This is a genomic window from Herbaspirillum lusitanum (assembly GCF_026127345.1).
Classification (GTDB): Bacteria; Pseudomonadota; Gammaproteobacteria; order Burkholderiales; family Burkholderiaceae_D; genus Herbaspirillum; species Herbaspirillum lusitanum.
In genome coordinates, this window is the sequence record NZ_QXFG01000010.1 from 77,257 (window position 1) to 102,892 (window position 25,636).

General features: G+C 62.3%; 25 protein-coding genes and 1 riboswitch. Of the genes, 14 read left to right on the top strand and 11 right to left on the bottom strand.

Annotated features, from left to right (window positions below):
• The first annotated feature begins 23 nt into the window (after window positions 1-23).
• The 10 genes from DXT88_RS15135 (at window position 24) to prmC (ending at window position 8,286) form a co-directional block, all read left to right on the top strand.
• Window positions 24-425 (top strand): SRPBCC family protein, encoded by a 402-nt coding sequence (locus DXT88_RS15135; RefSeq protein ID WP_265214709.1) that lies wholly within the window; start codon window positions 24-26, stop codon window positions 423-425.
• Window positions 426-554: 129 nt separating this feature from the next.
• On the top strand, window positions 555-1,352 hold the full coding sequence (minC, locus tag DXT88_RS15140) for a septum site-determining protein MinC (protein ID WP_265214710.1): 798 nt from the start codon (window positions 555-557) through the stop codon (window positions 1,350-1,352).
• A 54-nt stretch (window positions 1,353-1,406) separates the two neighbouring features.
• The gene (minD, locus tag DXT88_RS15145) at window positions 1,407-2,222 is read left to right on the top strand and encodes a septum site-determining protein MinD (protein ID WP_007879447.1); all 816 of its coding nucleotides are present in this window, start codon (window positions 1,407-1,409) and stop codon (window positions 2,220-2,222) included.
• A gap of 1 nt (window position 2,223) precedes the next feature.
• The gene (gene minE, locus DXT88_RS15150; protein WP_050476381.1) at window positions 2,224-2,490 is read left to right on the top strand and encodes a cell division topological specificity factor MinE; all 267 of its coding nucleotides are present in this window, start codon (window positions 2,224-2,226) and stop codon (window positions 2,488-2,490) included.
• Between the two features lie 90 nt (window positions 2,491-2,580).
• Complete coding sequence (locus DXT88_RS15155) at window positions 2,581-3,276, top strand: response regulator transcription factor (RefSeq protein WP_265214714.1); 696 nt, start codon at window positions 2,581-2,583, stop codon at window positions 3,274-3,276.
• A gap of 5 nt (window positions 3,277-3,281) precedes the next feature.
• On the top strand, window positions 3,282-4,205 hold the full coding sequence (locus DXT88_RS15160; protein WP_265214715.1) for an alpha/beta fold hydrolase: 924 nt from the start codon (window positions 3,282-3,284) through the stop codon (window positions 4,203-4,205).
• A 105-nt stretch (window positions 4,206-4,310) separates the two neighbouring features.
• Window positions 4,311-5,612, top strand: coding sequence for a glutamyl-tRNA reductase (gene hemA / locus DXT88_RS15165; RefSeq protein WP_265214717.1), 1,302 nt, complete (start codon window positions 4,311-4,313; stop codon window positions 5,610-5,612).
• Between the two features lie 101 nt (window positions 5,613-5,713).
• Window positions 5,714-6,793, top strand: coding sequence for a peptide chain release factor 1 (prfA, locus tag DXT88_RS15170; protein WP_265214718.1), 1,080 nt, complete (start codon window positions 5,714-5,716; stop codon window positions 6,791-6,793).
• 152 nt (window positions 6,794-6,945) lie between these two features.
• Complete coding sequence (locus DXT88_RS15175; protein ID WP_265214719.1) at window positions 6,946-7,416, top strand: disulfide bond formation protein B; 471 nt, start codon at window positions 6,946-6,948, stop codon at window positions 7,414-7,416.
• A 6-nt stretch (window positions 7,417-7,422) separates the two neighbouring features.
• The gene (prmC, locus tag DXT88_RS15180) at window positions 7,423-8,286 is read left to right on the top strand and encodes a peptide chain release factor N(5)-glutamine methyltransferase (protein ID WP_265214720.1); all 864 of its coding nucleotides are present in this window, start codon (window positions 7,423-7,425) and stop codon (window positions 8,284-8,286) included.
• A gap of 81 nt (window positions 8,287-8,367) precedes the next feature.
• Here the strand turns inward: prmC and DXT88_RS15185 are convergent, their stop codons facing one another.
• The 7 genes from DXT88_RS15185 to DXT88_RS15215 form a co-directional block, all read right to left on the bottom strand.
• Window positions 8,368-11,964, bottom strand: a complete 3,597-nt coding sequence (locus DXT88_RS15185) for an indolepyruvate ferredoxin oxidoreductase family protein (RefSeq protein WP_265214721.1) — start codon at window positions 11,962-11,964, stop codon at window positions 8,368-8,370.
• Window positions 11,965-12,204: 240 nt separating this feature from the next.
• A complete protein-coding gene (gene phhA / locus DXT88_RS15190) occupies window positions 12,205-13,095 on the bottom strand; it encodes a phenylalanine 4-monooxygenase (RefSeq protein WP_016834848.1) in 891 nt (296 codons plus the stop codon).
• Window positions 13,096-13,191: 96 nt separating this feature from the next.
• Window positions 13,192-13,899 carry a GNAT family N-acetyltransferase gene (locus DXT88_RS15195; protein WP_265214722.1) on the bottom strand — a complete coding sequence of 236 codons (708 nt, stop codon included), beginning with the start codon at window positions 13,897-13,899 and terminating at the stop codon, window positions 13,192-13,194.
• Window positions 13,900-13,914: 15 nt separating this feature from the next.
• On the bottom strand, window positions 13,915-15,138 hold the full coding sequence (locus tag DXT88_RS15200) for a multifunctional CCA addition/repair protein (protein ID WP_265214723.1): 1,224 nt from the start codon (window positions 15,136-15,138) through the stop codon (window positions 13,915-13,917).
• A gap of 21 nt (window positions 15,139-15,159) precedes the next feature.
• Window positions 15,160-15,858 (bottom strand): glutathione S-transferase family protein, encoded by a 699-nt coding sequence (locus DXT88_RS15205; RefSeq protein ID WP_265214724.1) that lies wholly within the window; start codon window positions 15,856-15,858, stop codon window positions 15,160-15,162.
• A gap of 24 nt (window positions 15,859-15,882) precedes the next feature.
• Entirely contained in the window at window positions 15,883-16,851 is a 969-nt protein-coding gene (locus tag DXT88_RS15210; protein WP_265214725.1) for a complex I NDUFA9 subunit family protein, read from the bottom strand.
• A gap of 53 nt (window positions 16,852-16,904) precedes the next feature.
• Window positions 16,905-18,857, bottom strand: a complete 1,953-nt coding sequence (locus DXT88_RS15215; protein ID WP_265214726.1) for a lytic transglycosylase domain-containing protein — start codon at window positions 18,855-18,857, stop codon at window positions 16,905-16,907.
• Between the two features lie 26 nt (window positions 18,858-18,883).
• Here DXT88_RS15215 and DXT88_RS15220 point away from each other — a divergent pair, with 26 nt between their 5' ends.
• Window positions 18,884-19,513: a 5-formyltetrahydrofolate cyclo-ligase gene (locus DXT88_RS15220; RefSeq protein WP_265214727.1), complete on the top strand. Its 630-nt coding sequence runs from the start codon at window positions 18,884-18,886 to the stop codon at window positions 19,511-19,513.
• Between the two features lie 57 nt (window positions 19,514-19,570).
• On the opposite strand, the gene metF is transcribed toward DXT88_RS15220, so the two are convergent.
• The gene (gene metF / locus DXT88_RS15225) at window positions 19,571-20,413 is read right to left on the bottom strand and encodes a methylenetetrahydrofolate reductase [NAD(P)H] (RefSeq protein ID WP_265214728.1); all 843 of its coding nucleotides are present in this window, start codon (window positions 20,411-20,413) and stop codon (window positions 19,571-19,573) included.
• 47 nt (window positions 20,414-20,460) lie between these two features.
• Window positions 20,461-20,811: a phage holin family protein gene (locus tag DXT88_RS15230; protein WP_265214729.1), complete on the bottom strand. Its 351-nt coding sequence runs from the start codon at window positions 20,809-20,811 to the stop codon at window positions 20,461-20,463.
• On the opposite strand from DXT88_RS15230, the gene DXT88_RS15235 reads away from it, so the two are divergent.
• Complete coding sequence (locus tag DXT88_RS15235; protein WP_265214730.1) at window positions 20,810-20,953, top strand: hypothetical protein; 144 nt, start codon at window positions 20,810-20,812, stop codon at window positions 20,951-20,953. The genes DXT88_RS15230 and DXT88_RS15235 overlap by 2 nt on opposite strands.
• Here the strand turns inward: DXT88_RS15235 and ahcY are convergent.
• Window positions 20,947-22,359 (bottom strand): adenosylhomocysteinase, encoded by a 1,413-nt coding sequence (ahcY, locus tag DXT88_RS15240; RefSeq protein ID WP_265214731.1) that lies wholly within the window; start codon window positions 22,357-22,359, stop codon window positions 20,947-20,949. The genes DXT88_RS15235 and ahcY overlap by 7 nt on opposite strands.
• Window positions 22,360-22,406: 47 nt before the next feature.
• Window positions 22,407-22,483, bottom strand: a riboswitch (S-adenosyl-L-homocysteine riboswitch).
• An 82-nt stretch (window positions 22,484-22,565) separates the two neighbouring features.
• The gene (gene metK / locus DXT88_RS15245; RefSeq protein ID WP_016834859.1) at window positions 22,566-23,729 is read right to left on the bottom strand and encodes a methionine adenosyltransferase; all 1,164 of its coding nucleotides are present in this window, start codon (window positions 23,727-23,729) and stop codon (window positions 22,566-22,568) included.
• A 178-nt stretch (window positions 23,730-23,907) separates the two neighbouring features.
• Here metK and DXT88_RS15250 point away from each other — a divergent pair, with 178 nt between their 5' ends.
• Both DXT88_RS15250 and DXT88_RS15255 read left to right on the top strand, forming a co-directional pair.
• Window positions 23,908-24,753, top strand: a complete 846-nt coding sequence (locus DXT88_RS15250; RefSeq protein ID WP_016834860.1) for a lysophospholipid acyltransferase family protein — start codon at window positions 23,908-23,910, stop codon at window positions 24,751-24,753.
• The gene (locus DXT88_RS15255) at window positions 24,750-25,628 is read left to right on the top strand and encodes an LpxL/LpxP family acyltransferase (protein WP_265214732.1); all 879 of its coding nucleotides are present in this window, start codon (window positions 24,750-24,752) and stop codon (window positions 25,626-25,628) included. Before DXT88_RS15250 ends, DXT88_RS15255 begins: the two co-directional genes overlap by 4 nt.
• The last annotated feature ends 8 nt before the right edge of the window (window positions 25,629-25,636 follow it).

The following is a 25,636-nucleotide window of genomic DNA, read 5'->3' on the forward strand; positions in this document are numbered from 1 at the left end:
TTCCTTGCCCAAGGAGATCCGCCATGCCCAAGCCGCTTCCCACCCGTCTCCTGCACGTCACCATCGAACGCGCCGTACAGGACGTGTATCGCTTCGTCGCCAATCCTGAAAACATGCCGAAATGGGCTTCCGGCCTGGGCAAGGGCATTCATCAAGTCGACGGCAAATGGTTCGCCGATACGCCGGAAGGCAAGCTGGAAGTCCGTTTTGCGCCGGCCAACGACTTCGGCGTGCTTGACCACGAGGTGATCCTGGCGTCGGGCGCCGGCGTCGTCATCCCCATGCGCGCAGTGGCCAACGGCGACGGCTGCGAGCTGACCTTCACCCTGTTCCGCCAGCCCGGGATGAGCGATGACAAATTCAACGAAGATACCGCCTGGGTGACGCGCGACCTGGAAGCGCTCAAGGCCTTGCTGGAAGCCTAAAGCCTTTATCCGGCCGCCGCGCTGACTGTATAATGCCAATCCAACACCGGCCCCGCGCCAGACGGAATCCCCCCGAACGCAATGAACCTGCCGTTTTCCCACCGGGAAAACGCGGGCACTGAACAACTTATGCAAAAAGCTCGCAAACCGATCGACATCAAGATATCCACGGTGGTCGCCATTTCCGCGATCCTGCACGAAACCGATCCGGCAGCACTGGACCAGGCCCTCAGGGACATGACCGGCGGCGTGTCCGACTTCTTTGAAGACGAATTCGCCGTGATCGACATCGGCGCGCTGGACACTGCCGGCGCCGGCATCGACTGGGCTGCGCTGGTCACCTTGTTCAAGCGCTATCGCCTGAATGCGGTCGCCGTGCGTAATGCGCCGGAGGAACTGCACGCCGAGATCGCTGCGCAAGGACTGTCCATCGACGGCGGCGCGCCGCGTCCGCAACAACAGGAAGCCGAAACCGCCGTTGCAGCAGAGGAAGCGCCGAAGCCGGCCGCTGCCCCTGCTGCTGCGGCCGCCGCAGCGCCGGTTCAGGCCGCTCCGGTCGCTCCGGCCGCTTCGTTCGCACCCGCAGCCGCCACGATGATCATCGACACGCCGGTGCGCGCAGGCCAGCGCATTTATGCACGCGGCGCCGACCTGGTGATCATGGCGGCGGTCAACAACGGCGCCGAGATCATCGCCGACGGCAGCATCCACGTCTACGCCCCTTTGCGCGGCCGCGCACTGGCCGGCGCCAGCGGCAATACCGGCGCCCGTATCTTCGCGGCGAGCCTGGAAGCGGAACTGGTGTCGATTGCCGGCGTCTACCGTACCTTTGAGAACGGTCATCCGCCCGAACTGGCGCAGAAACAGGTGCAGGTGCGCCTGACCGGCGACCGTATCGACGTGCTGCCGATCAATACCAGCAAATAATTCGGTAATTTAGTATTCGCATCATCAAGTATTCAATCTTCTAAGGAGTCTTTTGTGGCAAAAATCATCGTTGTGACATCCGGTAAAGGCGGCGTCGGCAAAACGACGTCGAGCGCCAGTTTCGCATCGGGTCTGGCTCTGCGCGGACACAAGACCGTCGTCATCGACTTCGACGTCGGCCTGCGCAATCTCGATCTGATCATGGGCTGCGAACGCCGCGTGGTGTACGACCTGATCAATGTCGTCAATCAGGAAGCAACGCTGAACCAGGCGCTGATCAAGGACAAGCATTGCGACAACCTGTTCATCCTGCCGGCCTCGCAAACCCGCGACAAGGACGCGCTGTCGGAAGAAGGCGTGGAACGCGTGCTGGGCGACCTGCAAAAGATGGATTTCGAATACATCATCTGCGATTCGCCGGCCGGCATCGAACACGGCGCCGTGATGGCGCTGACCTTCGCCGACGAAGCGATCATCGTGACCAATCCGGAAGTTTCCTCGGTGCGCGATTCGGACCGCATCCTCGGCATCATCCAGGCCAAGTCGCGTCGCGCCCTGAGCGGCGGCGAACCGGTCAAGGAACATCTGCTGATCACCCGCTATTCGCCCAAGCGCGTCGAAGCCGGCGAAATGCTGTCGTACACCGACGTTCAGGAAATCCTGCGCATCCCGCTGATCGGCATCATCCCTGAATCGGAATCGGTGCTGCACGCGTCCAACCAGGGCAATCCTGCGATCCACCTGAAGGAGACCGACGTGTCCGAGGCCTACCAGGACCTGGTCAGCCGCTTCCTCGGCGAAGACCTGCCGCTGCGCTTTACCAGCTACGAAAAGCCGGGCCTGCTCCAGCGTATTTTCGGAGGTAAATGACATGGCTTTGCTTTCCTTCCTGTTTCCGCCCAAGGCAAAAAGCGCCACCGCTGCCAAGGAACGCCTGCAGATCATCATCGCGCGCGAGCGCGGCGGTCGCCAGGGCCAGGGTTATGACTTCCTGCCGGCGCTGCACAAGGAACTGATCGAGGTGATCTCCAAGTACACCAAGGTCAACGCCGACGACATCAAGATCTCGCTCGACCGCCAGGGCAACCTGGAAGTGCTCGACGTGAACGTGGTGCTGCCGGACGCCGACGCGCCTTAAGCTCCTCATCACTGCGCCGGACTTGATCCGGCGCAGTGCTTTTTGGAGCCCGGATTCATTCGACGCTCCGAAAACTGCTCTCTGCATGCCATGCACATTTCCATCTTCAGCCGCTCCGCCGACGACCTTGCCCTGATCGCACGCAGCCTGCCCGCGCACGACTGCGAAGCCGTGCAGCAGCGCGCCGACCTGCGCCGCGCGCAGGCGCAATCACAGGTGCAATTGCTGATCGTGGATGTGGCCGACGCCGGTGAACACCTCGCTGAAATTCTGCAAGCGACGGCGACGCTGCCGGTGCTGCTGCTGGCGGACGACACGGCTGCCGAACTGGTCGCGTTGTCGGAATACGCCGGCCGGCGCCTGGTCGAGAGCGAGTTCAAACCCTTGCGTCGCCAGGCCCTTGCCGCGCGCGTGGCCTTGCTGCTGCAGCGCGCCTATCCGGACCACGATGCGCGGCAGGTGCAGCAATTCGGCGATTATCGTTTTGAAACGCCCGCGCACGTGGTCACTCATGCGGGCGTGCCGGTCACGCTGACGCAAAAGGAATTCGCGCTGGCGTTGCTGCTGTTCGCCAGCATCGGCCGGCCGCTGTCGCGCGTCACGCTGCAGGAAAGCGTATGGGGTGAGGAAGACGACAACGCCGTGCCGACCCGCACCATCGACACCCACATCTCGCGCGTGCGCAGCAAGCTCGCGCTCAAGCCCGAGAACGGCTATCGGCTCAGCACCGTGTACGGCTACGGCTACCAGCTGGAGCGGCTGGACGGCCCCGCTGCGAAAAAGTAGACGACGTGTCAGGCGCACGCACCGACCATTTTCTTAGCCGTATCGCGGCAACGCTGGCGCGCGATCCGGCACTGCGCCAGGGCCGCTTTGTCGACACCGCCGCCGGACGCGTGCACGTGACCGACTCTGCCGCGGGCGACGATGACCGCCCCTGCATCGTCTTCACGCCTGACGGCCCCAACGTGGTGGCCCACTATCAACACTTGATCGCTTTGCTGGCGCCGCGCTTCCGCGTGGTCTGCTTTGACATGCCGGGATTCGGTTTTTCATTGCCGGCGGCGGATTACGCCCACTCGCTGGAGCAAGGCGCAGGTGTGGTGCTGGCCGTACTGGATCAACTGCAAATCGGGCGCGCCACGCTGGCGTTCAGCTGCGCCAACGGCCTGTATGCGATCCGCGCGGCGCAACTGGCGCCGGCCCGCATCGACAGCTTGATGCTGACGCAAACGCCGGCGCTGGCGGCGATGCAGGCGTGGGCGTACAAGATGATTCCGCGACCGTTGCGCGTGCCGGTGGCGGGCCAGCTGATCACTTGGCTGGCCCGCCGCAAACTGGCGCAGCTCTGGTATCGCAGCGCCTTGCCGGCAAGCACGGATACTGGCGCATTTCAGGAAACCGCACGCCGTGCTTTTGATGCCGGTGGCTGCTTCTGCCTGGGAGGCGTGGTGCAGGGGCTGTTGCGCGAAACCTCCCTGTCCACGTTATCGGACATCCCTTGCACGCTGATCTGGGGCAATCTGGACCGTTCGCACCGGACCACGCCGCCGGCATCGCTGCAAGATTGCCTGCCGCAGGCGGACATCGTGCAGTTCAACGACTGCGGGCATTTTCCCGATCTGGAGCAACCAGAACGTTACGCACGAGAAATTATTGTCCATATGGAAAAACTTCCTCCGCGTGCGGTGTCGCCTCATAGCCTGCATAAATAGTCATATTGATACACTTCAAAACCCCTTTACCTGCAGCGGGTATAATACCGAGTTGATATTTCTCCATTTTTTCGCAGCACTTCGCCCGTAAACCACAGAGTCGCCATGCACTTGCTTGCCGTCGGACTGAACCACACTACCGCGCCGGTTTCCCTGCGCGAAAAAGTGGCATTCCCGGCCGACCAGATCGGCCAGGCGGTGGCGTCGGCGCGCGCCTGGTTCGGGCGCGCGGACCTGAGCGCCAATCTGGCGCAGACCGGCGAAGCGGCGATCCTGTCGACCTGCAACCGCACCGAGCTGTACGCCGCCAGCACCGCTGCCGCAGGCGGCGTCGATGTCGCCATCGACAGCACCGCGCATTTCCTGGCTGACTATCACAAGCTTTCCTACGCCGAACTGCGTCCTTTCCTTTACGCCTTGCCGCAGGACAATGCCGTGCGTCACGCCTTCCGCGTCGCCTCCGGGCTGGACTCGATGGTGCTGGGCGAACCGCAGATCCTCGGACAGATGAAGGACGCCGTGCGCCAGGCGGATGCCGCCGGCGGTCTCGGCACCTATTTGCATCAGTTGTTCCAGCGCACCTTCGCGGTCGCCAAGGAAGTCCGCAGCACCACTGAAATCGGCGCGCACAGCGTGTCGATGGCGGCCGCTGCGGTGCGCTTGTCGCAACGCATCTTCGATTCGATCTCGGGCCAGAACGTGCTGTTCATCGGCGCCGGTGAAATGATCGAGTTGTGCGCCACCCATTTTGCTGCGCAGAATCCGAAATCGCTGACCGTCGCCAACCGCACGCTGGAACGCGGCGAAACGCTGGCGCATCGCTTCAACGGCGCGGCACTGCGCCTGGCCGATCTGCCGACGCAGTTGTCGAAGTTCGACATCGTGGTGTCCTGTACCGCCTCGTCGCTGCCGATCATCGGCCTCGGCCTGGTCGAGCGCGCCGTCAAGGCGCGTCGCCACAAACCGATTTTCATGGTCGACCTGGCCGTGCCGCGCGATATCGAATCCGAAGTCGGCCGTCTCGACGACGTCTTCCTGTACACCGTCGACGACCTCGCGTCAGTCGTGCAGAGCGGGGTCGAAAACCGCCAGGCCGCCGTCGCGCAGGCCGAAGCCATCATCGAAACCCGCGTGCAGTCCTTCATGCACTGGATCGACAGCCGCGCCGTGGTGCCGGTGATCCAGGACCTGCACGATGCCGGCGAATCGCTGCGCATGGCCGAGCTGGAACGCGCCCGCAAGCTGCTGGCCAAGGGCGAAGACATCGACGCCGTGCTCGACGCCTTGTCCAGGGGCCTCACCGCCAAATTCCTGCACGGCCCGCAACAGGCCCTGCATCACGCGCAAGGCGACGAGCGCGCGCAATTGGTCCAGCTGCTGCCGCAACTGTTCCGCACCAAACGTTAGCGACTCGGTTCGCCGGCCGGCATCCTCGCGATCGCCGGCACTCTCTGCCCATGCTTGCAACGCGGCATCGCATCACCCCCTCATTTCAGTAAAGTCAGTCCATGAAACCATCCATGCTCGCCAAACTCGACCAGCTCGCCGAACGGCTGGAAGAACTCAATAACCTGCTGATGCAGCAGGAAGCCACGTCCGACATGGACAACTACCGCAAGATGACGCGCGAACACGCCGAGCTCGGTCCGCTGGTGGCGCTGTACCACACTTATGTACAGGCGGCGAACGACATCACGACTGCGCAGGAGCTGCTGTCGGATCCCGACATGAAGGAATTCGCGCAGGAAGAAATCAACGGCGCCAAGGCGCGCATGGAAGCGCTGGAAGCCGACCTGCAAAAGATGCTGCTGCCGAAGGATCCCAACGACGAGCGCAACATCTTCCTGGAAATCCGCGCCGGCACCGGCGGCGACGAATCGGCGCTGTTCGCCGGCGACCTGCTGCGCATGTACACCCGCTTCGCCGAACGCAACCGCTGGCAGGTGGAAATGATATCGGCCTCCGATTCGGAAGTCGGCGGCTACAAGGAAGTGATCGTGCGCATCGCCGGCTTCGGCGCGTATTCACGCCTGAAGTTCGAATCCGGCGGCCATCGCGTGCAGCGCGTGCCGGCCACCGAAACCCAGGGCCGCATCCACACCTCGGCCTGCACCGTGGCCGTGATGCCGGAAGCCGACGAAGTCGAAGACGTCGACATCAACCCGGCCGATATCCGCATCGACACCTACCGCGCCTCGGGCGCGGGCGGCCAGCACATCAACAAGACCGACTCGGCGGTGCGCATCACGCATATGCCGACCGGCATCGTGGTGGAATGCCAGGACGACCGCAGCCAGCACAAGAACAAGGCTTCGGCGCTGAAGGTGCTGGCGGCGCGCATCAAGGACGTGCAACTGCGCGAACAGCAATCCAAGGAAGCCGCCACGCGCAAATCGCTGATCGGCTCGGGCGACCGCAGCGAACGCATCCGCACCTACAATTTCCCGCAGGGCCGCATGACGGATCACCGCATCAACCTGACGCTGTACAAGCTGGATTTCATCTTGGACGGCGATCTGGAAGAGTTGACCAATGCGTTGATCACCGAGCATCAGGCGGAGTTGCTGGCGCAGCTGGGTGACGAATAAAGAGTGGCGATTGTTCAGTGCGACCGGCCAGTAGCCCAGCATTGTCGCGGCCTGTGGCACAATGCAGCGACGCCGGAACCAATTGCAAACGGACCTCTCTCAGGGTACAGCTTAGGCTAGCCAATTCCGAACAACATCAAAATCCAACGCCCATGAAATCGTCCAAATCCCTGTTCCTGTCCGTGGCCCTGTTGTGCGTCGCCCTGCTCGGCGTCGCTCTGTATCTGCAGATCGTCGAAGAGATGATGCCGTGCCCGCTGTGCATCATCCAGCGCTACATCTTCGTCGCCATCGCCATCATCTGCATCATCTTCGCCTTCCTGCCGCCGGGCTCCGCCAAGCTTGGCGCCGGCCTCGGCGCACTGGCTGCATTGGGCGGCATCGCCACCGCCGGCTGGCACCTGTGGGTGCAGGCGCATCCGGGTACTTCCTGCGGCATCGATCCGCTGGAAACTTCCCTCAACACCATCCCGACCGCGACGCTGTTCCCGACGCTGTTCAAGGCCGACGGCCTGTGCGCCAATCCGTATCCTTTCCTCGGCCTGTCGATTCCGCAATGGTCGCTGATCTGGTTCGCCATCATCGCCATCGTGCTGGTGCGCCGCATCGTCAAGCGCGCTTGATTTTCCGTGGGTGATTTTTCGGACATCCGGCCAGGCATCAGTCTGGCCGAGGCGCTACGCAGCGCCCCGCTCGATCCGCTGGAAAATCGCATCCTGATCGGCCATGCACTGCAACTGACGCGCATCCAGCTGATCACCCAATCCGAACGTCAGCTTGCTGCCGATGAAGCGGCGCAACTGAGCGCGCTGTTCCGTCGTCGCCTGCAAGGCGAGCCGATTGCCTACATCGTCGGCGAGCGCGAGTTCTTCGGCCTGGCGATGCAAGTCACACCGGATGTCCTGATCCCGCGCCCCGACACCGAATTGCTGGTGGAGCTGGCGCTGGAGCGGCTGCCGCAACACGGCAAGGCGCTCGACATGGGCACCGGATCAGGCGCCATCGCGGTGGCCATCGCACACACGCGGCCGGATGTCGCCATGAGGGCGCTCGATGTCAGTGAAGGCGCGCTGAAGGTCGCCGCCGGCAATGCGCAGCGGCATGGCGCAAAGGTGGAGTTCTTGCGCAGCGACTGGTACGCCGCGCTGAATGACATGGGCAACGCCAATCAGCCGTACCTCGACCTGATCGTTTCCAACCCACCTTACATCGTCGCCGGCGACATGCATCTGTCGCAGGGCGATTTGCGCTTCGAACCGATCGGCGCGTTGACCGATCACGCCGACGGCTTGTCGGCGCTGCGCATCATCGTCGACGGTGCGGCGACTTATCTGAAACCGGGCGGCTGGCTGTTGATGGAGCACGGCTACGATCAGTCTGGCGCCGTGCGCAAGCTGCTGGAGCAGCGCGGTTTCGCCGAAGTGCAAAGCTGGCGTGATCTGGCGGGGATTGAACGTGTCAGCGGCGGCAAGCTTGCTGCCGCTTCGCAATAGATTTCCCACCTCCAAAACAAAACACCGTCGTCCCGATTTTCATCAAGACGACGGTGCTTGTTGGCTCCTCCTGCAAGTAAATCAGGCGGCCTGTTTTCCGCCTTCCGGCACATGCGGCTTCTGGCCTGCGTCGAACATCCGCAGCAAATCCGCTTCCTTCTGCTTGGCCGCTTTCAGGTGGCGTTCCTTGACATGGCCATAGCCGCGAATATCTTCCGGAATGCGTGCAATCGCCGTTGCCTGAGCAAGATTGTCGGCGTTGAGCCTGCTTAACAAACCGCCGACCGTCTTGCAGTATTCGCCGATCAGCGCGCGTTCCTGCTTGCGCTCGTCGGTGTAGCCGAATACATCCAGCGGGGTGTTGCGCAAGAAACGCAGCTTGGCCAGCACGCCGAAGGCGCGCATCATCCACGGGCCGTATTCCTTCTTGATCAGGTGGCCCTTGCTGTCATGCTTGGCCAGCAGCGGCGGCGCCAGGTGGAATTTCAGCTGGTAGTCGCCCTCGAACATGCCGGCAATCTTTTCGCGGAAGGCCGGCGCGGTATAGAGGCGCGCAACTTCATATTCGTCCTTGTACGCCATCAGCTTGAACAGGTACGTCGCCACCGCCGTGCTGAGCTTCATCGCCTTGCCGGCTTCACCCAATGCAGCTTCCGCATGCTGCGCCTGCGCAACGAAGTCGCTGTACCGGCGCGCGTAAGCGGCATTCTGGTATTGCGTGAGGAAGTCGACCCGCTTGGCCAGCACTTCTTCCAGCGATGGCGGACGCTTGAAGTCGATCACCTGCGCCGTCATGCCGTTGCGACGCGCGGCTTGCGCCACCATGTCGGCATCGTGCGCGGCAGCGCGGCCCCAGCCGAAGGCTTGCTTGTTGAACTCGACCGACAAGGCGTTGAGCTCGATGGCCTTGAGCAGCGCGCTTTCCGACAATGGCACCCAGCCGCGTTGCCATGCATAACCGAGCATGAACATATTGGTCGCGATGGCGTCGCCCATCAACGCGGTGGCGATGTTGCCGGCGTCGATCAGGGCCACGCGGTCCTTGCCGCAGGCGCTCTGGATGCTGCCCTCGGCGGACTCCGCCGGGAACTGCCAGTCCGGATTGCGCACGAAGGCCGCGGTCGGCATGCGGGTCGCATTGACCGCTGCATGCGTGCGTCCCTCGCCCATGCGCGACAAGGCATCGCGGCTGGCGGTGACGATCACGTCGCAGCCGATCACCAGGTCCGCCGCACCGGTGCCCACGCGCGTCGAATACAGGTCATCGGGACGTTCGGACAACCGCACATGCGACATCACCGGTCCGCCCTTTTGCGCCAGGCCGCTCATGTCGAGCACCGAGCAAGCCTTGCCTTCGACGTGCGCCGCCATCGCCAGGATCTGGCCAATGGTGATCACGCCGGTGCCGCCGATGCCGGTGACGACGATGCCGTAGGTGTCGCCCATGGCGGGCAATTGCGGTTCCGGCAGTAATGGTCCCTGCGCTGCGGCTTCGGTCTTTTCAACGGCGACGCGCTTGGCCTTTTTGAGCTTGCCGCCTTCCACCGTGACGAAGCTCGGGCAGAACCCGTTCACGCAGGAGTAATCCTTGTTGCACGACGACTGATTGATCTGGCGCTTGCGGCCGAACTCGGTTTCCAACGGCTCCACCGACAGGCAGTTGGACTGCACGCTGCAATCGCCGCAGCCTTCGCACACCGCCTCGTTGATGACCGCGCGCTTGGCCGGGTCGGGATAGGCGTCGCGTTTGCGGCGGCGGCGTTTTTCCGAGGCGCAGGTCTGGTCGTAGATCATGGCGGACACGCCCGGCACTTCGCGCAGTTCGCGCTGCACGGCGTCGAGTTCGCTGCGATGGCGGATGGTCACGCCTTCGGCCCACGGCGTGCCGGCCGGGTACTTGTCCGGCTCGTCGGTGACGACGATGATGGGACGCACGTTCTCGGCCGCCAACTGGCGCGAAATCATGGCCGGGTCGAGCGGGCCGTCGAACTCTTGCCCGCCGGTCATGGCGACCGCGTCGTTGTACAGAATCTTGTAGGTCATGTTGACCTTGCCCGCCACGGCCGCGCGCACGGCCAGCAAACCCGAATGGAAATACGTGCCGTCGCCGAGATTGGAGAACACGTGCTTCTCGCTGGTGAACGGCGCCTGTCCGACCCAGGTTACGCCCTCGCCGCCCATGTGTGAAAAGATGGTCGATTCGCGATCCATCCAGGTCACCATGTAGTGGCAGCCGATGCCGGCCAGCGCACGGCTGCCGTCGGGAAGTTTGGTCGACGTGTTGTGCGGGCAACCCGAGCAGAAATGCGGGATGCGGTCCTTGTTCGGATCTGGCTTGGTGCTGACGTTGAGCGTGGCTTCCTTGGCTTCGAGGAAGGCGATGCGCGCCTTGACGCGCTGCTCGATCGGATGGCCGGCGTAGTACTTGGAAATACGCGTGGCGATGGCGCGCGCGATCTGCGCCGGGCTCAGTTCATAGGTGGCCGGCAGCAGCCAGTTGCCGTGGCCTTCGCGCGGCGAGCCGCTCCATTCGCCGGTGTCGTCGAACTTGCCGACCACGCGCGGACGCACGTCGTCGCGCCAGTTGTAGAGTTCTTCCTTGATCTGGTATTCGAGGATCTGGCGCTTCTCTTCGACCACCAGGATTTCATCGAGGCCTTGCGCGAACTCGCGCACGCCTTCGGCTTCCAGCGGCCAGGTCATGCCGATCTTGTAGAGACGGATGCCGATGTCGCGCGCGACTTGCTCGTCGATGCCAAGATCGTAGAGCGCCTGGCGCGTGTCGAGATAGGACTTGCCGGCGGTGACGATGCCGATGCGCGCACGCGGGCTGTCCCAGATGATCTGGTTGAGCTTGTTGACGCGTGCATAGGCCAGCGCGGCGTACCACTTGTAGACATTCATGCGCGTCTCTTGCTCGAGCACGGTGTCGGGTTGGCGGATGTTGAGGCCATCCAGGGGCAATTCGAAATCGGTGGGGATGATCGGCTGCACGCGCTGCGGATCGATCTCCACCGACATGCCCGATTCGACGATGTCGGTCACGCACTTGAGCGACACCCACAGGCCGGTATAGCGGCTCATGGCCCAGCCGTGCAGGCCGTAGTCGAGGTATTCCTGCACCGACGACGGATACAGCACCGGGATGCCGCAGGCCTTGAGGATGTGTTCGCTCTGGTGCGCGGTGGTGGATGACTTGGCGGCGTGATCGTCGCCGGCGATCACCAGCACGCCGCCGTGTTGCGAGGTGCCGGCCATGTTGGCGTGCTTGAAGACGTCGCCGCAGCGATCAACGCCGGGCCCCTTGCCGTACCACAGCGAAAACACGCCGTCGTATTGCGCGCCCGGGAACAGGTTGACCTGCTGCGTGCCCCACACGGCGGTGGCGGCCAGGTCTTCGTTCATGCCGGGATGGAATTTGACGTGGGCGGCGTCGAGATATTTCCTGGCCTTGGCAGCGGTCTGATCGACCGTGCCCAACGGCGAGCCGCGATAGCCGGTGACGTAACCGGCGGTGTTCAATCCCGCCTGGAGGTCGTGCTGCCGCTGCAGCATCGGCAGCCGTATCAGCGCCTGGATGCCGGTCATGAAAACGCGACCGCGCTCCAGCGAATATTTGTCGTCCAGGGAAATGTCATCCAGCAGCAGGCGTTCACTGGAAGGTAGGGGTGCGTTCATGCATTGTCTCCGTGCCAAAAATCGTGTCTTTGTTTGCACATGGATCTGTTCGAGATCCTGCCTGAAACTCTTCCGCCTTGTGGGCGAATGGTTTCGTTCTTTTGATGCGGCTACAGTAGCACAAGCCGCGTATCGCCGCTACGCACGGCGCAGCATGGCGGGTGGCCGGACTGACAATGCGCTGACAACGAAAAAAAGCCCCTGCGGTTAAGGCAAGGGCCGGTGCGCAGTCGCCACGGATCAGGCGATGGGAAGGTTTCGCTCACCCGGCAGCAGCGTGTTGGCCGGCAAGGCGTCCTGCGCCTTCAGTTGCTCGTACAGCGCGGTGAAATCGGGCGCGGTGTCGTCGAACAGCTGCTGGAAATCGCGGATGACGAAATAGGTTTCCTGGTACGAATCGATCTTGTACAGCGTGCGCATGACGCGCTCGACCTGGAACGGGATGCGGTTCGGCTGCTGATTCTGCTGTGAACCACGCAGGGAGTATTCGACTTCGCCGCCCGACGACAGAATGCCGGCGCCGTAGATGCGCAAACCCTCGGGACTCTGGATCAGACCGAACTCGATGGTGTACCAATACAGGCGCGCAAGGAAAGCCAGGCCGTCGAGCTTGAGCGCCTTGAGGCCGCCCTTGCCGTACTCCTGCAAATGTTCGGCAAAGACAGGATTGAACAGCAGCGGCACATGGCCGAAGAAATCGTGGAACACGTCCGGTTCGACAATGTAGTCGAACTCGCTCTCTTCGCGCAGCCACACGGTGACCGGGAAACGGCGGTTGGCAAGGTGTTCGAAGAAAGTATGGTCCGGCACCAGTCCGGGCACGGCGACCAGTTGCCAGCCGGTGGCCTTGTACAACGCCTCGGTGGTGCGGTCGAATTGCGGGATGCCCTGCGAGACGTCGAGCGCCTTGATGCTGTCGAGGAAGACGTCGCAGGCGCGGCCCGGGATCAGCCTGGCCTGACGCTCGTAGAGGCGTCGCCACAGCGCGTGCTGGGCGGGCGTATAAGCGGCCCAGTTCTGGTCGACGACGAAGTTCTTGTCGGCGTTGCTGTAGTCGCCGCGCAAGGCGCCGCTGTCCGACTTGGCGGCCACGCTGGCAAAAAAATCGTCGGTGCTGGCGGAGTTGTTCATGAGTTCTGCTGGAAAATGCCTGTAAGCCGCCATTATCGCCGATTTCGGTCCGGGAGCTGCGCAGCGGCAAGGCGTGCGGCTGGTTCAAGCCTGCATTCAGGCCTTCGGTTTGCCGATGCCGAAGACCCTGCTGATCCATTTGAACAGCGCGCGCATGTTGGCCTTGATGATGTAGTCGAGCATGGCCGCCTGCTCTTCCATGGCTTCCTGGAACAGCGTGACCGGATTGGCCGGCTGCAGCTTCAGGTAAGCGTCCGCTTCGCCGTAGTCGCGATGGATTTCCATGCCGGCTTTCTTGGCGATGTGCATCATGACCTTGTTGGAGGACAGGCAATGCATGTACAGCGTGTCGACGTCGGCGTTGCGGCAGCGGATCGCGGCGCGCACGAACAGCTTGGTGCCGACGCCCATGCCGCGCGCCGCCGCCGACACCGACACGCCGAACTCGGCCACCCGGGCCTTGAGCGTGGCGCCGCTGACAGGCGATGCTTCGCGCGGCGCGAAAGCCAGGTGGCCGACTCCGAGCAGGCGCATCTTGCGATCGTAGACGCCGAAAATCGTGTCGCGCGAGAAATCGATATTCTCGACGTAGCGCGTCACCAGCTCATCGGACAGCTTGCTGCCGAAACGCAGCAGCCGGTCTTTTTCTTCCAGCGCCAGGAAATGCCGCAGCAGATGCCGACGCGCGCGCGGCGACAGCTCCTTGACCAGGATCATCGGCTTGTCCGATGCCTCGGCGAGGGCGCTGAGAGTCTGCTTCAGGCGGTCCAGCCTGGCGCGCAGTTGCGTGGCGAATGTCGGCATGGGCGTGGAAATGAATTAAGCGGCGTTGGCGGCATATTCTGCCACCGCTGCCGTGCGCGCCGCCAGGATCGCCTCCGGGATGCGCTGCGGCTGCTCCCGGTGCTTGGCGGCGATGGCGCCGGCATCCACGCCCTGGGCGGCCTTGAGCGCGCCCATGAGGTAATCCAGCTGCGGGAACGCGACGTCCTCGAAACCGGTGCGGCCGCGGCGGTCACATTCGGACGCCTGCAACATGTCGTGGAAGCGCTCCGGCTTGCGGAAGCCGTCGCAACGCGCCAGCAGATTGACGATGGTGGCCGGGCGCAACTCGAAGGCGCGGCCGACGTTGCCATGTTCGCGCGCGGTGATCACGGCCAGGTCGCGGCAATCGTTGGGCACTTTAAGACGATCGCAGATGCCTTGCACCAGCTCGACGCTGCGGCCTTCATGACCATGATGGCTGGGCCACAGATCGGGCGGCGTGGTGCCCTTGCCGAGATCGTGCATGAGCGCGGCGAAACGCACGCCCAGCGAATAGCCGCGTCCGGCGGCATAGTCGAGCACCATCATGACGTGCACGCCGGTGTCGATTTCGGGATGGTATTTGGCCGGTTGCGGTACGCCCCACAGCGCATCCAGCTCCGGCAGGATGCGCGCCAGCGCGCCGCAGTCGCGCAGCACGTTGAACATACGCGAGGGCATCTGCTCCATCATGCCGCGCGCCAATTCCTGCCACACACGCTCGGGCACCAGCGCATCGACCTCGCCGGCGGCGACCATCTTCTGCATCAGCGCATTGGTTTCAGGCGCGACGGTGAAATCGGGAAAGCGCGCCGCGAAGCGCGCCAGGCGCAGGATGCGCACCGGGTCTTCGATGAAGGCGTCGGAGACATGGCGAAATACGCGTCGCCGGATATCTTCTTGACCGTGATAGGGATCGACCAATACGCCGTCCTCGCCTTTGGCGATGGCGTTGATGGTGAGGTCGCGCCGCGCCAGGTCCTGCTCGAGCGTGACGGTGCTGTCGGTATGGAACACGAACCCCCTGTAGCCCGGCGCCGTCTTGCGTTCGGTGCGCGCCAGTGCGTATTCCTCCTGCGTGTCGGGATGCAGGAACACCGGGAAGTCCTTGCCGACCGGACGGAAGCCGCGCGCCAGCATGTCTTCCGGCGTGGCGCCGACGACCACGTAGTCGTGATCCTGCACGGGTAAACCGAGCAGTTCATCGCGCACCGCGCCGCCGACGACGTAGATCTTCATTAGTGGCTCAATGGTCAATGGTCAATGGTCGGGCAAGACTTCTTTTTCGACCAGCGCTTCGGCGATCCACTTGGCCACAGCCGGATGCGCCGCCACGCGATCGACGTAAGCCTGCAAGGCCGGCGCCAGCGATACATGGTAGCTGCGGAAACGCATCACCACCGGCGCATAGAAGGCGTCGGCGATCGAGAAGTCGCCGAACAGGAATTCGTGATGGCCGAACTGCGACAGGCAGTCTTCCCAGATTTCACAGATGCGACCGATGTCGCCCTGCGCTTCGGCCGTGCGGCCCTTGCCTGGATAGCTGCCGCGGATGTCCATGCTCATGGCGCTGCGCAGGCCGGTAAAACCGGAATGCATTTCAGCCGTGATGCTGCGCGCGACGGCGCGGGCGGCGGTCTCTTGCGGCCACAGCTTACGGTCGGGGAATTGTTCGGCCAGGTATTCGCAGATGGCCAGCGAATCCCAGATATGCGTCTGGCCGTCGAGCAGCACCGGCACGCGTCCGGCAGCGGAATATTCGGCGATCTTGCCGGCGGTGTCGGGCTGGTCGAGGCAGATGCGGATTTCGCGGAAAGGAATGTCGAACGCGGTCAGCACCACCCACGGGCGCATCGACCAGGAGGAGTAATTCTTGTTGCCGATGACCAGCGTGATAGCGTTCTTGCCGGCTTTTTCCAACGTCGCCGACAGGGTCGGATCAAGTTCGGTGTTCTGCATGGCGGTCCTTAAAAATGATTGTGTTCAGCGCCGTGCGCCGCGGCGATGGGCGTCCATTTGCTGCTGCATGTGCACGCCGGCGAGGTAACGCGGCGCAATCGCTTCCAGCGCGGTCGGCGCGATGTGCAGTTCCGGCGCCATCGGCCCGCTTGCAACATTATCCACCTGCATGGAAGCCAGATTATCGCGACTCATCATGCGTCCTGGCAAATGTTCCAGCAAAAAAGCTTGCAAGGACGCCAATGCCGGCGGCAATCCAAACACCGGGCGTGGATGACCGGAACATGCGCCGGCCAGTTGCACCAATTGGCGCAGCGTATAGACCTGCGGCCCGGCCAGCTCGTAGCTGCGGCCCTGCGTGGACTCATTCTGCAATGCGCTGACGAAAGCCTGCGCCACATCGCCCACGTACACCGGCTGGAAACGCGCGTCGGCGCCGCCCAGCGGCATGACGGGGAAACGCTTTTGCAGCGCGGCGAACAGGTTGAGGAAGTTGTCGTGCTCGCCGAACACCACCGAAGGCCGGAACACCGTGGCGGCGACAGTGGCGTCCGAGAACGCGGCAACTTCTCCCGCCGCCTTGGAGCGCAGGTACATCGATGGCGCCTGCGCCGATGCGCCCAGCGCGCTCATGTGCAGGTAACGCCGCACGCCATGCCTGGCGCAGGCGGCCACGATCTTGCGCGGCAGTTCGACATGGGCCCGCTCGAAATCAGGACCCCAGGCGCTGCCACGCGGTCCGCTGCGTGAATGCAGGATGCCGACCAGATTGATGACGACGTCGGCTTGAGACACCAGGCGATCAAGTACGGCCTCGTCGTGCACATCGGCGATCGTCGTGCGCACCGTCGGCATCACCAGCAGATGCTTGCTGCGTTCATAGCGCCGGGTCGGCACCGTGATTCCGGCCGCCGTGCTGCGCGCCAGCTGCGCCACCAATTGGCTGCCGATGAATCCGGAGCCGCCGATTATCAGTATGTTTCTGTACGCCATGGCCGTCATCGCTTTCTTGCTTCAGGTCCTCGACGCAGCGTCATCGTATCGCGTCAAGGCAGGTCGGTCGGGATATTGGTGCGCGGCGCCACCACGCCGAGGCGCTGCTTGAGCGACTGCGGCTTGTTCTCGAACAGGGCGGCGTAATAAGTGGCGTTGGACATCACGTTCTTGACGTAGCCGCGCGTCTCGTTGAACGGAATCGATTCGGCAAAGATCGCGCCTTCAACGCTGCGGCTCAACGTCGAACGCCAGGTGCGCGGACGCCCCGGGCCGGCGTTATAGGCAGCCGTCGCCAATGCCTGCGAACCATCCAGATTGCCGAGCACCATGTTCAGATAGCTGGTGCCGAGCAGCAGGTTGGTGTTGATGTCGTTGATCTGGTCTTGCGTGAACTCGGTCAGGCCGATCTTCTTGGCGACGTATTTCGCGGTCGACGGCATCAACTGCATCAGGCCGGAGGCGCCGACATAGGATTTGGCGTTCTTGATGAAACGCGACTCCTGGCGGATCAGGCCGTAGACCCAGGCGTTTTCCAGCCCGAGCGGTCGCGTGTTGGCGGTCATTTCGCTCAGATGCGGCGCCGGGAAGCGCTGGGTGAAATCCATTTCCTGCTTGGTGCGGTCAGAGGTGTTCACCATGCGATCGAGCACATCGCTCTGGCGTGCGAACTCGGCGGCAGCCAGCAACTGGCGGTCGCTCATGCGGCGCAGTTCCCAGTTCCATTCGCGAATGCCTTCGTAGCGCATGTTGAGGTCATAGAACTTGAGCGCGCGCTTGAAGCCGCTGTTCTGCGCCATCGGTGCGATCTCTGCCGGCGTCGGCGGCGTCGGGCCGGCGGGAATCACGATTTTCTGGCCCAGTTCTTCGGTGGCCAGCTGGCCGTAGAAGCTGACGTTCGAGGCAATCGACTGGAACAGGCGCTGGGCCGATTCGGCCTGGCCGTCTTCCTTTTGCGCGCGCGCCAGCCAGTAAGTCCAGGTGATGTCGCTGCGCAGCGAGGCCGGCATGGCTTCGATGGTGGATTTCACCAGCTTCCAGTCGCCGGCGCGCAGGGCGATGCGCACTTTCCATTGATACGCTTCGTAGGACAGCGGCGCGTCCTTGGTCTTGCGCCAGTAGTCGATCGCTTCCGGCATCAGCTTCATCGAGGCCGGCAGGGCGATCTGCGCCCAGGCGATGGCTTGCTCCTGCGCGGTCAGGCCGGAAGCGCCGCTCAGGAAAGCGGCGGCCTGCTGCGGATTGCTCTTGGCGGCGCGGCCGATGGCGATGATGTACAGCTCATGCGCGGTGCGGCCCTGTCCCGGTCCGCGCGCCAGCAGCGGCGCCGGCTTGTCGATCACCTGCTGCAGGGTGACGTCGCCGTTGTCGGTGAAGATCGCGGCGCGGCGCGCCACCATGATGCTGCCGGCTTCGACCGCCTGGCGGATCTGCGCCCAGACATCGCCTTCGCCGAACTGATGGTTTTGCGCCAGCGTGCCGATCAGGTCGCTGCAACCCTGGCCGTAGTCCTTGGGGCTGGTGAGCAAGGCGCGTGCTTCGTCGGCGACGTTCTGGCCCTTGAGCGCGCGCGAATTCAGCGCGAAGCATTTGACCTGCACGTCGTCGTTCAGCACGAACAGCGGATATTGTTCATCGAAGGTGGCCCAGTCGCCGGTCTTGCCCAGCGCCAACAACCAGTCGTTGCGCAGGCGGTCGCCGATCGCCGTGCCGTCGTAGCGGCTCAGGAAATCGCGGATTTCCGACACCGGCGCGGTGAAGTCGCGCACGCGCGGTTTCAGCCGATAATAGTCGACGTAGGAAGGAATGACATAATCGGGCAAACGCGCCGCCAGGTTGAGCGCCGTGGCCGAATCATCGACCCGTGAGGCGTCGCGCAGCGCAAGGAAAACGTCATCCTGCGAGGCATTGGCTGAAGGACGTTTTTGCGCCTGGGCCGGCAGCGTAAAACTGATTGCCGCCGCAGCAGCGCATGTGATCACGACCACGCATTTCTTTAATTGCATTCTTATACAACCTTCGATTGAAACAAATGACGACTTCAAGGATAGCACGCGGTTCCGCGCACGCTGACGCTGCCGGGAGCACGCCGCAAATAGCGGCAACAGCGGCGACAACCACAACCGCTGCGTCGGAAAAATCAGTCCTGCGCACGCGTTTGCTCGCCGCCCGCAAGGCCATGACGCCGGCAGCCAAAGCCGCGGCTGAAGCGATGATCTGCAGCCGCCTGCTGGACTGGCTGCAAAACAATCCGGTCGCCAGCCTCGGCGTGTACCACCCGATCCGCCAGGAACCGGACCTGCATCCGGCCTATAACGCGCTGGCGGCGCAAGGCGTGCACCTGTCCTTGCCGATAATTCGAGGAAAAGAGGCGCCGCTGGAATTTGTCCGCTGGACGCCGGGAGAAACATTGGTGAAAGACGCCATGGGCACCTCGGCGCCGGCGCATGAGGAGATCATGCGTCCGCAGGCCTTGCTGATCCCTTGCCTGGGATTCAACGCGGCGCGCCTGCGGCTGGGCTACGGCGGCGGCTTTTACGACCGTACGCTGGCGCAGGAGCCGCGTCCGTTGGCCATCGGTATCGCTTATGCGGAAGCGCTGGCCGAATTTGCAGGACAGCCGCATGATATTGCGCTGGACCTGATCCTCACCAACGGGTGAAATGCCGGGCAATAAAAAAGCCGGCAAGCGCCGGCTTTTTATTGCTGAAATATCACCTCAATCCACCAGCCGTTGCCAGATTTCCATGGTCGCCGCAGGCTGGTTCAGCGTGTAGAAATGCAGACCCGGCGCGCCCCCTTCCAGCAATTGCTCGCACAGCTGCGTCACCACGTCGAGGCCGAACGCGCGGATCGAATCGGCATCGTCGCCGTAGCTGGCAAGCTTGAGACGGATCCAGCGCGGGATTTCGGTGCCGCACATGTCCGAGAAACGCATCAACTGGGTGTAGTTCGTGATTGGCATGATGCCCGGTACGATGGGTACGTTGACGCCCAGCTTTTGCGCATCGTCGACGAAGTTGAAGTAAGCGTCGGGGTTGTAGAAATACTGCGTGATCGCGGCATCGGCGCCGGCCTCGATCTTGCGCGCGAAGTTGCGGACGTCGTCCTGCGGCGATTTGGCCTGGGGATGCATTTCCGGATAGGCGCCGACTTCGATGTGGAACCAGTCGCCGGTTTCGGCGCGAATGAATTCGACCAGCTCGTTGGCATAGCGGAATTCACTGGACGAAAAATCAGCAGCGCCGAAGCCGCTCGGCAAATCGCCGCGCAGCGCAACGAGCTTCTTGATGCCGTGCGACTTGTACTCGGTCAGGATGTCGCGCAGGGCATCGCGCGAGCTGCCGATGCAAGACAGATGCGGTGCAGCCACGTGGCCTTCACGCATGATTTCCAGCACGGTGTCGAGCGTACCCTGCTGGGTCGAACCGCCGGCGCCGAAGGTGACCGAAAAATACTTCGGCTGCAACGCGGCCAGCTTGGCGCGCGTGGCGCGCAGTTTTTCCGTGCCTTCGGGTGTCTTGGGCGGGAAAAACTCGATGCTGAAATTATGTTGTGTCATGAGAATTCGATCCGGAAACGGTCAAGACGCGATCAGAACATTACAGTTCAGCTGCGACCCGATTTCAGCAACAGCGTCGACAAGGCCCACGATACGATGCTGTACAACAGCGCGCCGCCGACCGCGGACCAGAAGCCGCCCACATGGAAACCGCCCACCAGTTGCGCCACCACCCAGAACATCAGCCCGTTGATCACGAGGATGAACAGACCCAGCGTAAGCAAGGTCACCGGCAAAGTCAGCACCACCAGCACCGGACGCACCAGCGTATTGACGAAGCCGAGGATCAGGGCTGCGATCAGCGCCGCGCCAAAACTGTCGACTTGCACCGAATGCAGCAGGTAAGGCACGGCCAGCAAGGCCAGCGCATTGATCAGCCAGAGGATGAGAAGACGCATGTGGTTTCCTTTCAGGCGGCGCGCCGGCCGGGTCCGGCAATATCTGCATGGCAGCATTGCCATCGCCCGGTCGGCAGCGGATAAAACGACGAACAAACCAGCGGGAGACGGCAAGGCCGTCGCCCGCAACGCGGATCAATAACGGTAGTGATCAGGCTTGTAAGGACCGTCCGACTTCACGCCGATATACGAAGCCTGCTCTGCCGTCAGGGTGCTCAGTTGCGCGTTGAGTTTCTTCAACTGCAGGCGGGCGACCTTTTCATCCAGATGCTTGGGCAACGTGTAGACGCCGACCGGGTAGTTCTTGGTGTTCACGAACAACTCGATCTGGGCGATGGTCTGGTTGGCGAACGACGAGCTCATCACATAGGACGGATGGCCGGTGCCGCAACCGAGGTTGACCAGGCGGCCTTCGGCCAGCAGGATGATGCGCTTGCCGTCAGAGAAGATGACGTGGTCGACTTGCGGCTTGATGTTTTCCCAGCTGTATTGCTTCAGTGCGGCGACTTCGATTTCGTTGTCGAAGTGACCGATGTTGCAGACGATGGCCTGGTCTTTCATCTTCTTCATGTGGTCGTGCGTGATCACATGGTAGTTGCCGGTGCAGGTGACGAAAATGTCGCCGTGTTCGGCCGCGTAATCCATGGTGACGACGCGATAGCCTTCCATTGCGGCTTGCAGTGCGCAGATAGGATCGATTTCAGTGACCCAGACTTGCGCCGACAACGCGCGCATGGCTTGCGCCGAACCCTTGCCGACGTCGCCGTAACCGGCGATGACGGCGACCTTGCCGGCGATCATGACGTCGGTGGCGCGCTTGATGCCGTCGACCAGCGATTCACGGCAGCCGTACAGGTTGTCGAACTTGGACTTGGTGACGGAGTCGTTGACGTTGATCGCAGGGAAGGCCAGCTTGCCGTCCTTGAACATCTGGTACAAACGATGCACGCCGGTGGTGGTTTCTTCGGTGACGCCCTTGACTTGCGCCAGGCGCGTGGAATACCAGTTTGGCGACGTCGCCAGCTTTTTCTTGATGGAGTTGAACAGGCAGATTTCTTCTTCCGAACCCGGATTGTTCAGCACCGATGCGTCTTTTTCAGCGCGTGTACCCAGGTGCAGCAGCAAGGTTGCATCGCCGCCATCGTCGAGGATCATGTTGGCTTGTTCGTTCTCGCCGCCTTGCCATTCGAAAATGCGGTGCGTGAATTCCCAGTAGTCGTCCAGCGACTCGCCCTTGAACGCAAACACCGGCGTGCCCTTGTCGGCGATTGCCGCGGCAGCGTGGTCCTGGGTCGAATAGATATTGCAGGATGCCCAACGGACCTTGGCGCCCAGCGCTTCCAGCGTCTGGATCAGCACGGCGGTCTGGATCGTCATGTGGATGGAACCGGTGATGCGTGCGCCCTTCAACGGCTGGGCGGCAGCGAACTCTTCGCGGATGGCCATCAGGCCGGGCATTTCGGTTTCAGCGATCTTGATCTCTTTGTGGCCCCATTGCGCCAGGCTGATATCAGCGATCACATAGTCTTTTGTGGAATTGGTAGTCATGGCTGCGGCGTTGTTCACGCCCTCCTTTCGTAGAAAACAGAAAAAAAGTAACGTGAGCGCAGTTGCATGTTGACGGTATCAAGCCTGGCAAGATCGATGTCTTGTCGCAACGCTCCTTGATACGGAAAGGCATTGTAAATCCTTTGGGTGCGCAATGCCAGCACACCGCAGCAATCCGGCCACAATGACCGGATTGCGTCGGGGTATTACAGACCGGCGGCGGCCTTCAGTGCGGCAGCCTTGTCGGTGCGCTCCCACGAGAATTCCGGCTCTTCGCGGCCGAAGTGGCCGTAAGCGGCGGTCTTCTGGTAGATCGGACGCAGCAGGTCAAGCATCTGCACGATGCCCTTCGGACGCAGGTCGAAATGTTCCAGCACCAGTTCCGCCAGCTTTTCGTCGCTGATCTTGCCGGTGCCGAAAGTGGTAACCATGACCGAGGTCGGCTTGGCGATACCGATGGCGTACGACACCTGGATCTGGCAACGCGACGCCAGGCCGGCAGCCACGATGTTCTTGGCGACGTAACGGCCGGCGTAGGCTGCCGAACGGTCAACCTTGGAAGGATCCTTGCCGGAGAACGCGCCGCCGCCGTGCGGTGCGGCACCGCCGTAGGTGTCGACGATGATCTTGCGACCGGTCAGGCCGCAGTCGCCTTGCGGACCGCCGATGACGAAACGACCGGTCGGGTTGATCAGATAACGGGTGTTCTTGATCCACTCTGCGGGCACGACCGGGCGGATGATTTCTTCGATCGCGGCTTCTTCGATGGCCTTGTGCTCCATTTCAGGCGCATGCTGGGTCGACAGCACGATGGTGTCGATGGCGACCGGACGGCCGTCGACGTACTTCAGCGTGACTTGCGACTTTGCGTCAGGACGCAGCCATGGCAGGCGGCCGTCCTTGCGCAGTTGCGACTGGCGCTCGACGATACGGTGCGCGTAGTAAATCGCGGCAGGCATCAGTTCCGGTGTTTCGTCGCAGGCGTAGCCGAACATCAGGCCTTGGTCGCCGGCGCCTTGGTCGAGGTCCAGGCCCTTGCCTTCGTCCACGCCCTGGGCGATGTCCGGAGATTGCTTGTCGTAGGCGACCAGCACGGCGCAGCTCTTGTAGTCGATGCCGTAGTCGGCATTGTCGTAACCGATGCGCTTGATGGTTTGACGGGCGACGTCGATGTAGTCGACGTTGGCGCGCGTGGTGATTTCACCGGCGAGCACAACCAAACCTGTGTTGCACAAGGTTTCGGCGGCGACGCGGGAGAGTGGATCCTGTTCAAAGATGGCATCCAGAATCGCATCGGAAATCTGGTCGGCTACTTTGTCTGGGTGACCTTCCGAGACGGATTCGGAAGTAAAGAGAAATTCATTGGACATCACATGCTCCTGCAGTATAGAGATTAACCGGTGTCGCGGCCTTACTCTAGCCTGCGACGCTTTAGCGAAATTTATATCCCGTCTCGCAAGTTGTCATTAACTCGACGGCTTTCATGCTATTTTACGCGTCTTGCAAAAATTCGGCAATTTAACAGCATTATTCACGGTAACGGCAAATATGCTTTTTTCTTTATTCCGCCTGTTGTCATTTTTTCCGCTGCCTTTGCTGCACCTGATCGGGATTGTGATGGGCTGGCTTGTTTACCTAGCCTCGCCATCCTACCGGAAGCGTCTTAAAGACAACCTCACACGGGCTGGCCACGGGCGGCATTTGTTGGCTGCCGTCAACGAGGCGGGCAAGGGCATCTTTGAATTGCCGTTCATCTGGTGCGCCGCGCCCCAACGCGTCTTGCGCACCGCCCGCATCGAAAACTGGGAACTGGCCCAACAGGCCCTGGAGGCAAAAACCGGCGTCGTCTTCCTGACGCCGCATCTTGGCTGCTTCGAAATCATTGCCCAGGCCATCGCCGAGAAAACCTCTCTGACTGCGCTCTATCGTCCACCGCGCAAGGCCGCGCTGAAGCCACTGATCGAAGGCGCGCGTTCACGTCCCAACCTGCATCTGGCGCCGGCCAATCTGTCGGGCGTGCGGGTTTTGCTCAAGGCGCTCAAGAAAGGGCTGGCCATAGGCCTGTTGCCGGACCAGGTTCCGCAACACGGCGAAGGCGTCTGGGCCGACTTCTTCGGAAAGCCCGCCTACACCATGACGCTCTCCGCCAAGATGCATCAGATGAGCGGCGCACCAATCATTTTGTCGTACGCAGAGCGCTTGTCATGGGGCCGCGGTTTCGTGATCCGCTTCGTGGCGTTTGAAGAAACCCTCGGCGAGACGCCCGAACAACAGGCGCGCGCCATCAACCTGGCAATGGAAAAGCTGATCGCGCGCTGCCCCGCGCAATATATCTGGAGCTATAACCGCTACAAGACGCCGCCCGGCGTGACCGCGCCGGGTGCATCGCAATGAAAGCGCTGATCGCATTGATGTGGCTGCTGCACTGGCTGCCGCTGCCGATTCTCGGTCGCCTTGGCGAAGCGCTGGGTTCCCTGCTGTTCATCATCATGAAGCCGCGCCGGCACATCACGCTGACCAATCTGCGCCTGTGCTTTCCCGACAAAACCGAAGCCGAACGTGAAACCCTTGCGCGCCGGCATTTCCAGGCGTATGCGCGCAGCGCGCTTGAGCGAGGCATCCTGTGGTGGGCTTCGGAAGCGCGCCTGAAACGGCTGATCAAGGTCGAACCGCGCGTACCCGTCGAAGTCATCAAGTCCGGCCCGACCATCCTGCTCTGCCCGCATTTCGTTTGCCTGGAAATCCCCGGCATCGCGCTGGTGCTCAATTCCGACTTGTCGATTTGCACCATTTACTCCAAACAGCAAAATGAAGTCGTCGACCGGGCGCTGCTCAAAGGGCGCTCGCGCTTTCGTCCCGTAACCCTTCTGTCGCGCGAAAAAGGCGTCAAGCCCATCATCCGCGCGATGCGCGACGGCTTGCCGTTCATCATGCTGCCGGACATGGACTTCGGCCTGCGCGACGCTGAATTCGTCCCATTCTTCGGCGTGCCTGCTGCGACACTGACCGCCACCGCACGCATTGCGGCGGCGACACACGCCAACGTGGTGCCGATGATCACCACCTTTCTGCCGAACTACAAGGGCTGGAAAACCACGTTCTATCCGGCTTGGGAAAACTATCCCGGCGACGATATCGTCGAGGCGACGCGCCGCATGAACGCCTTTATCGAAGAGCGCGTGCTGGAAGCACCGGCGGAATATTTTTGGGCGCACAAGCGCTTTAAAACGCATCCTCCGGGCACACCTAATGTATACGGCCATGATTAGCGTGGCCG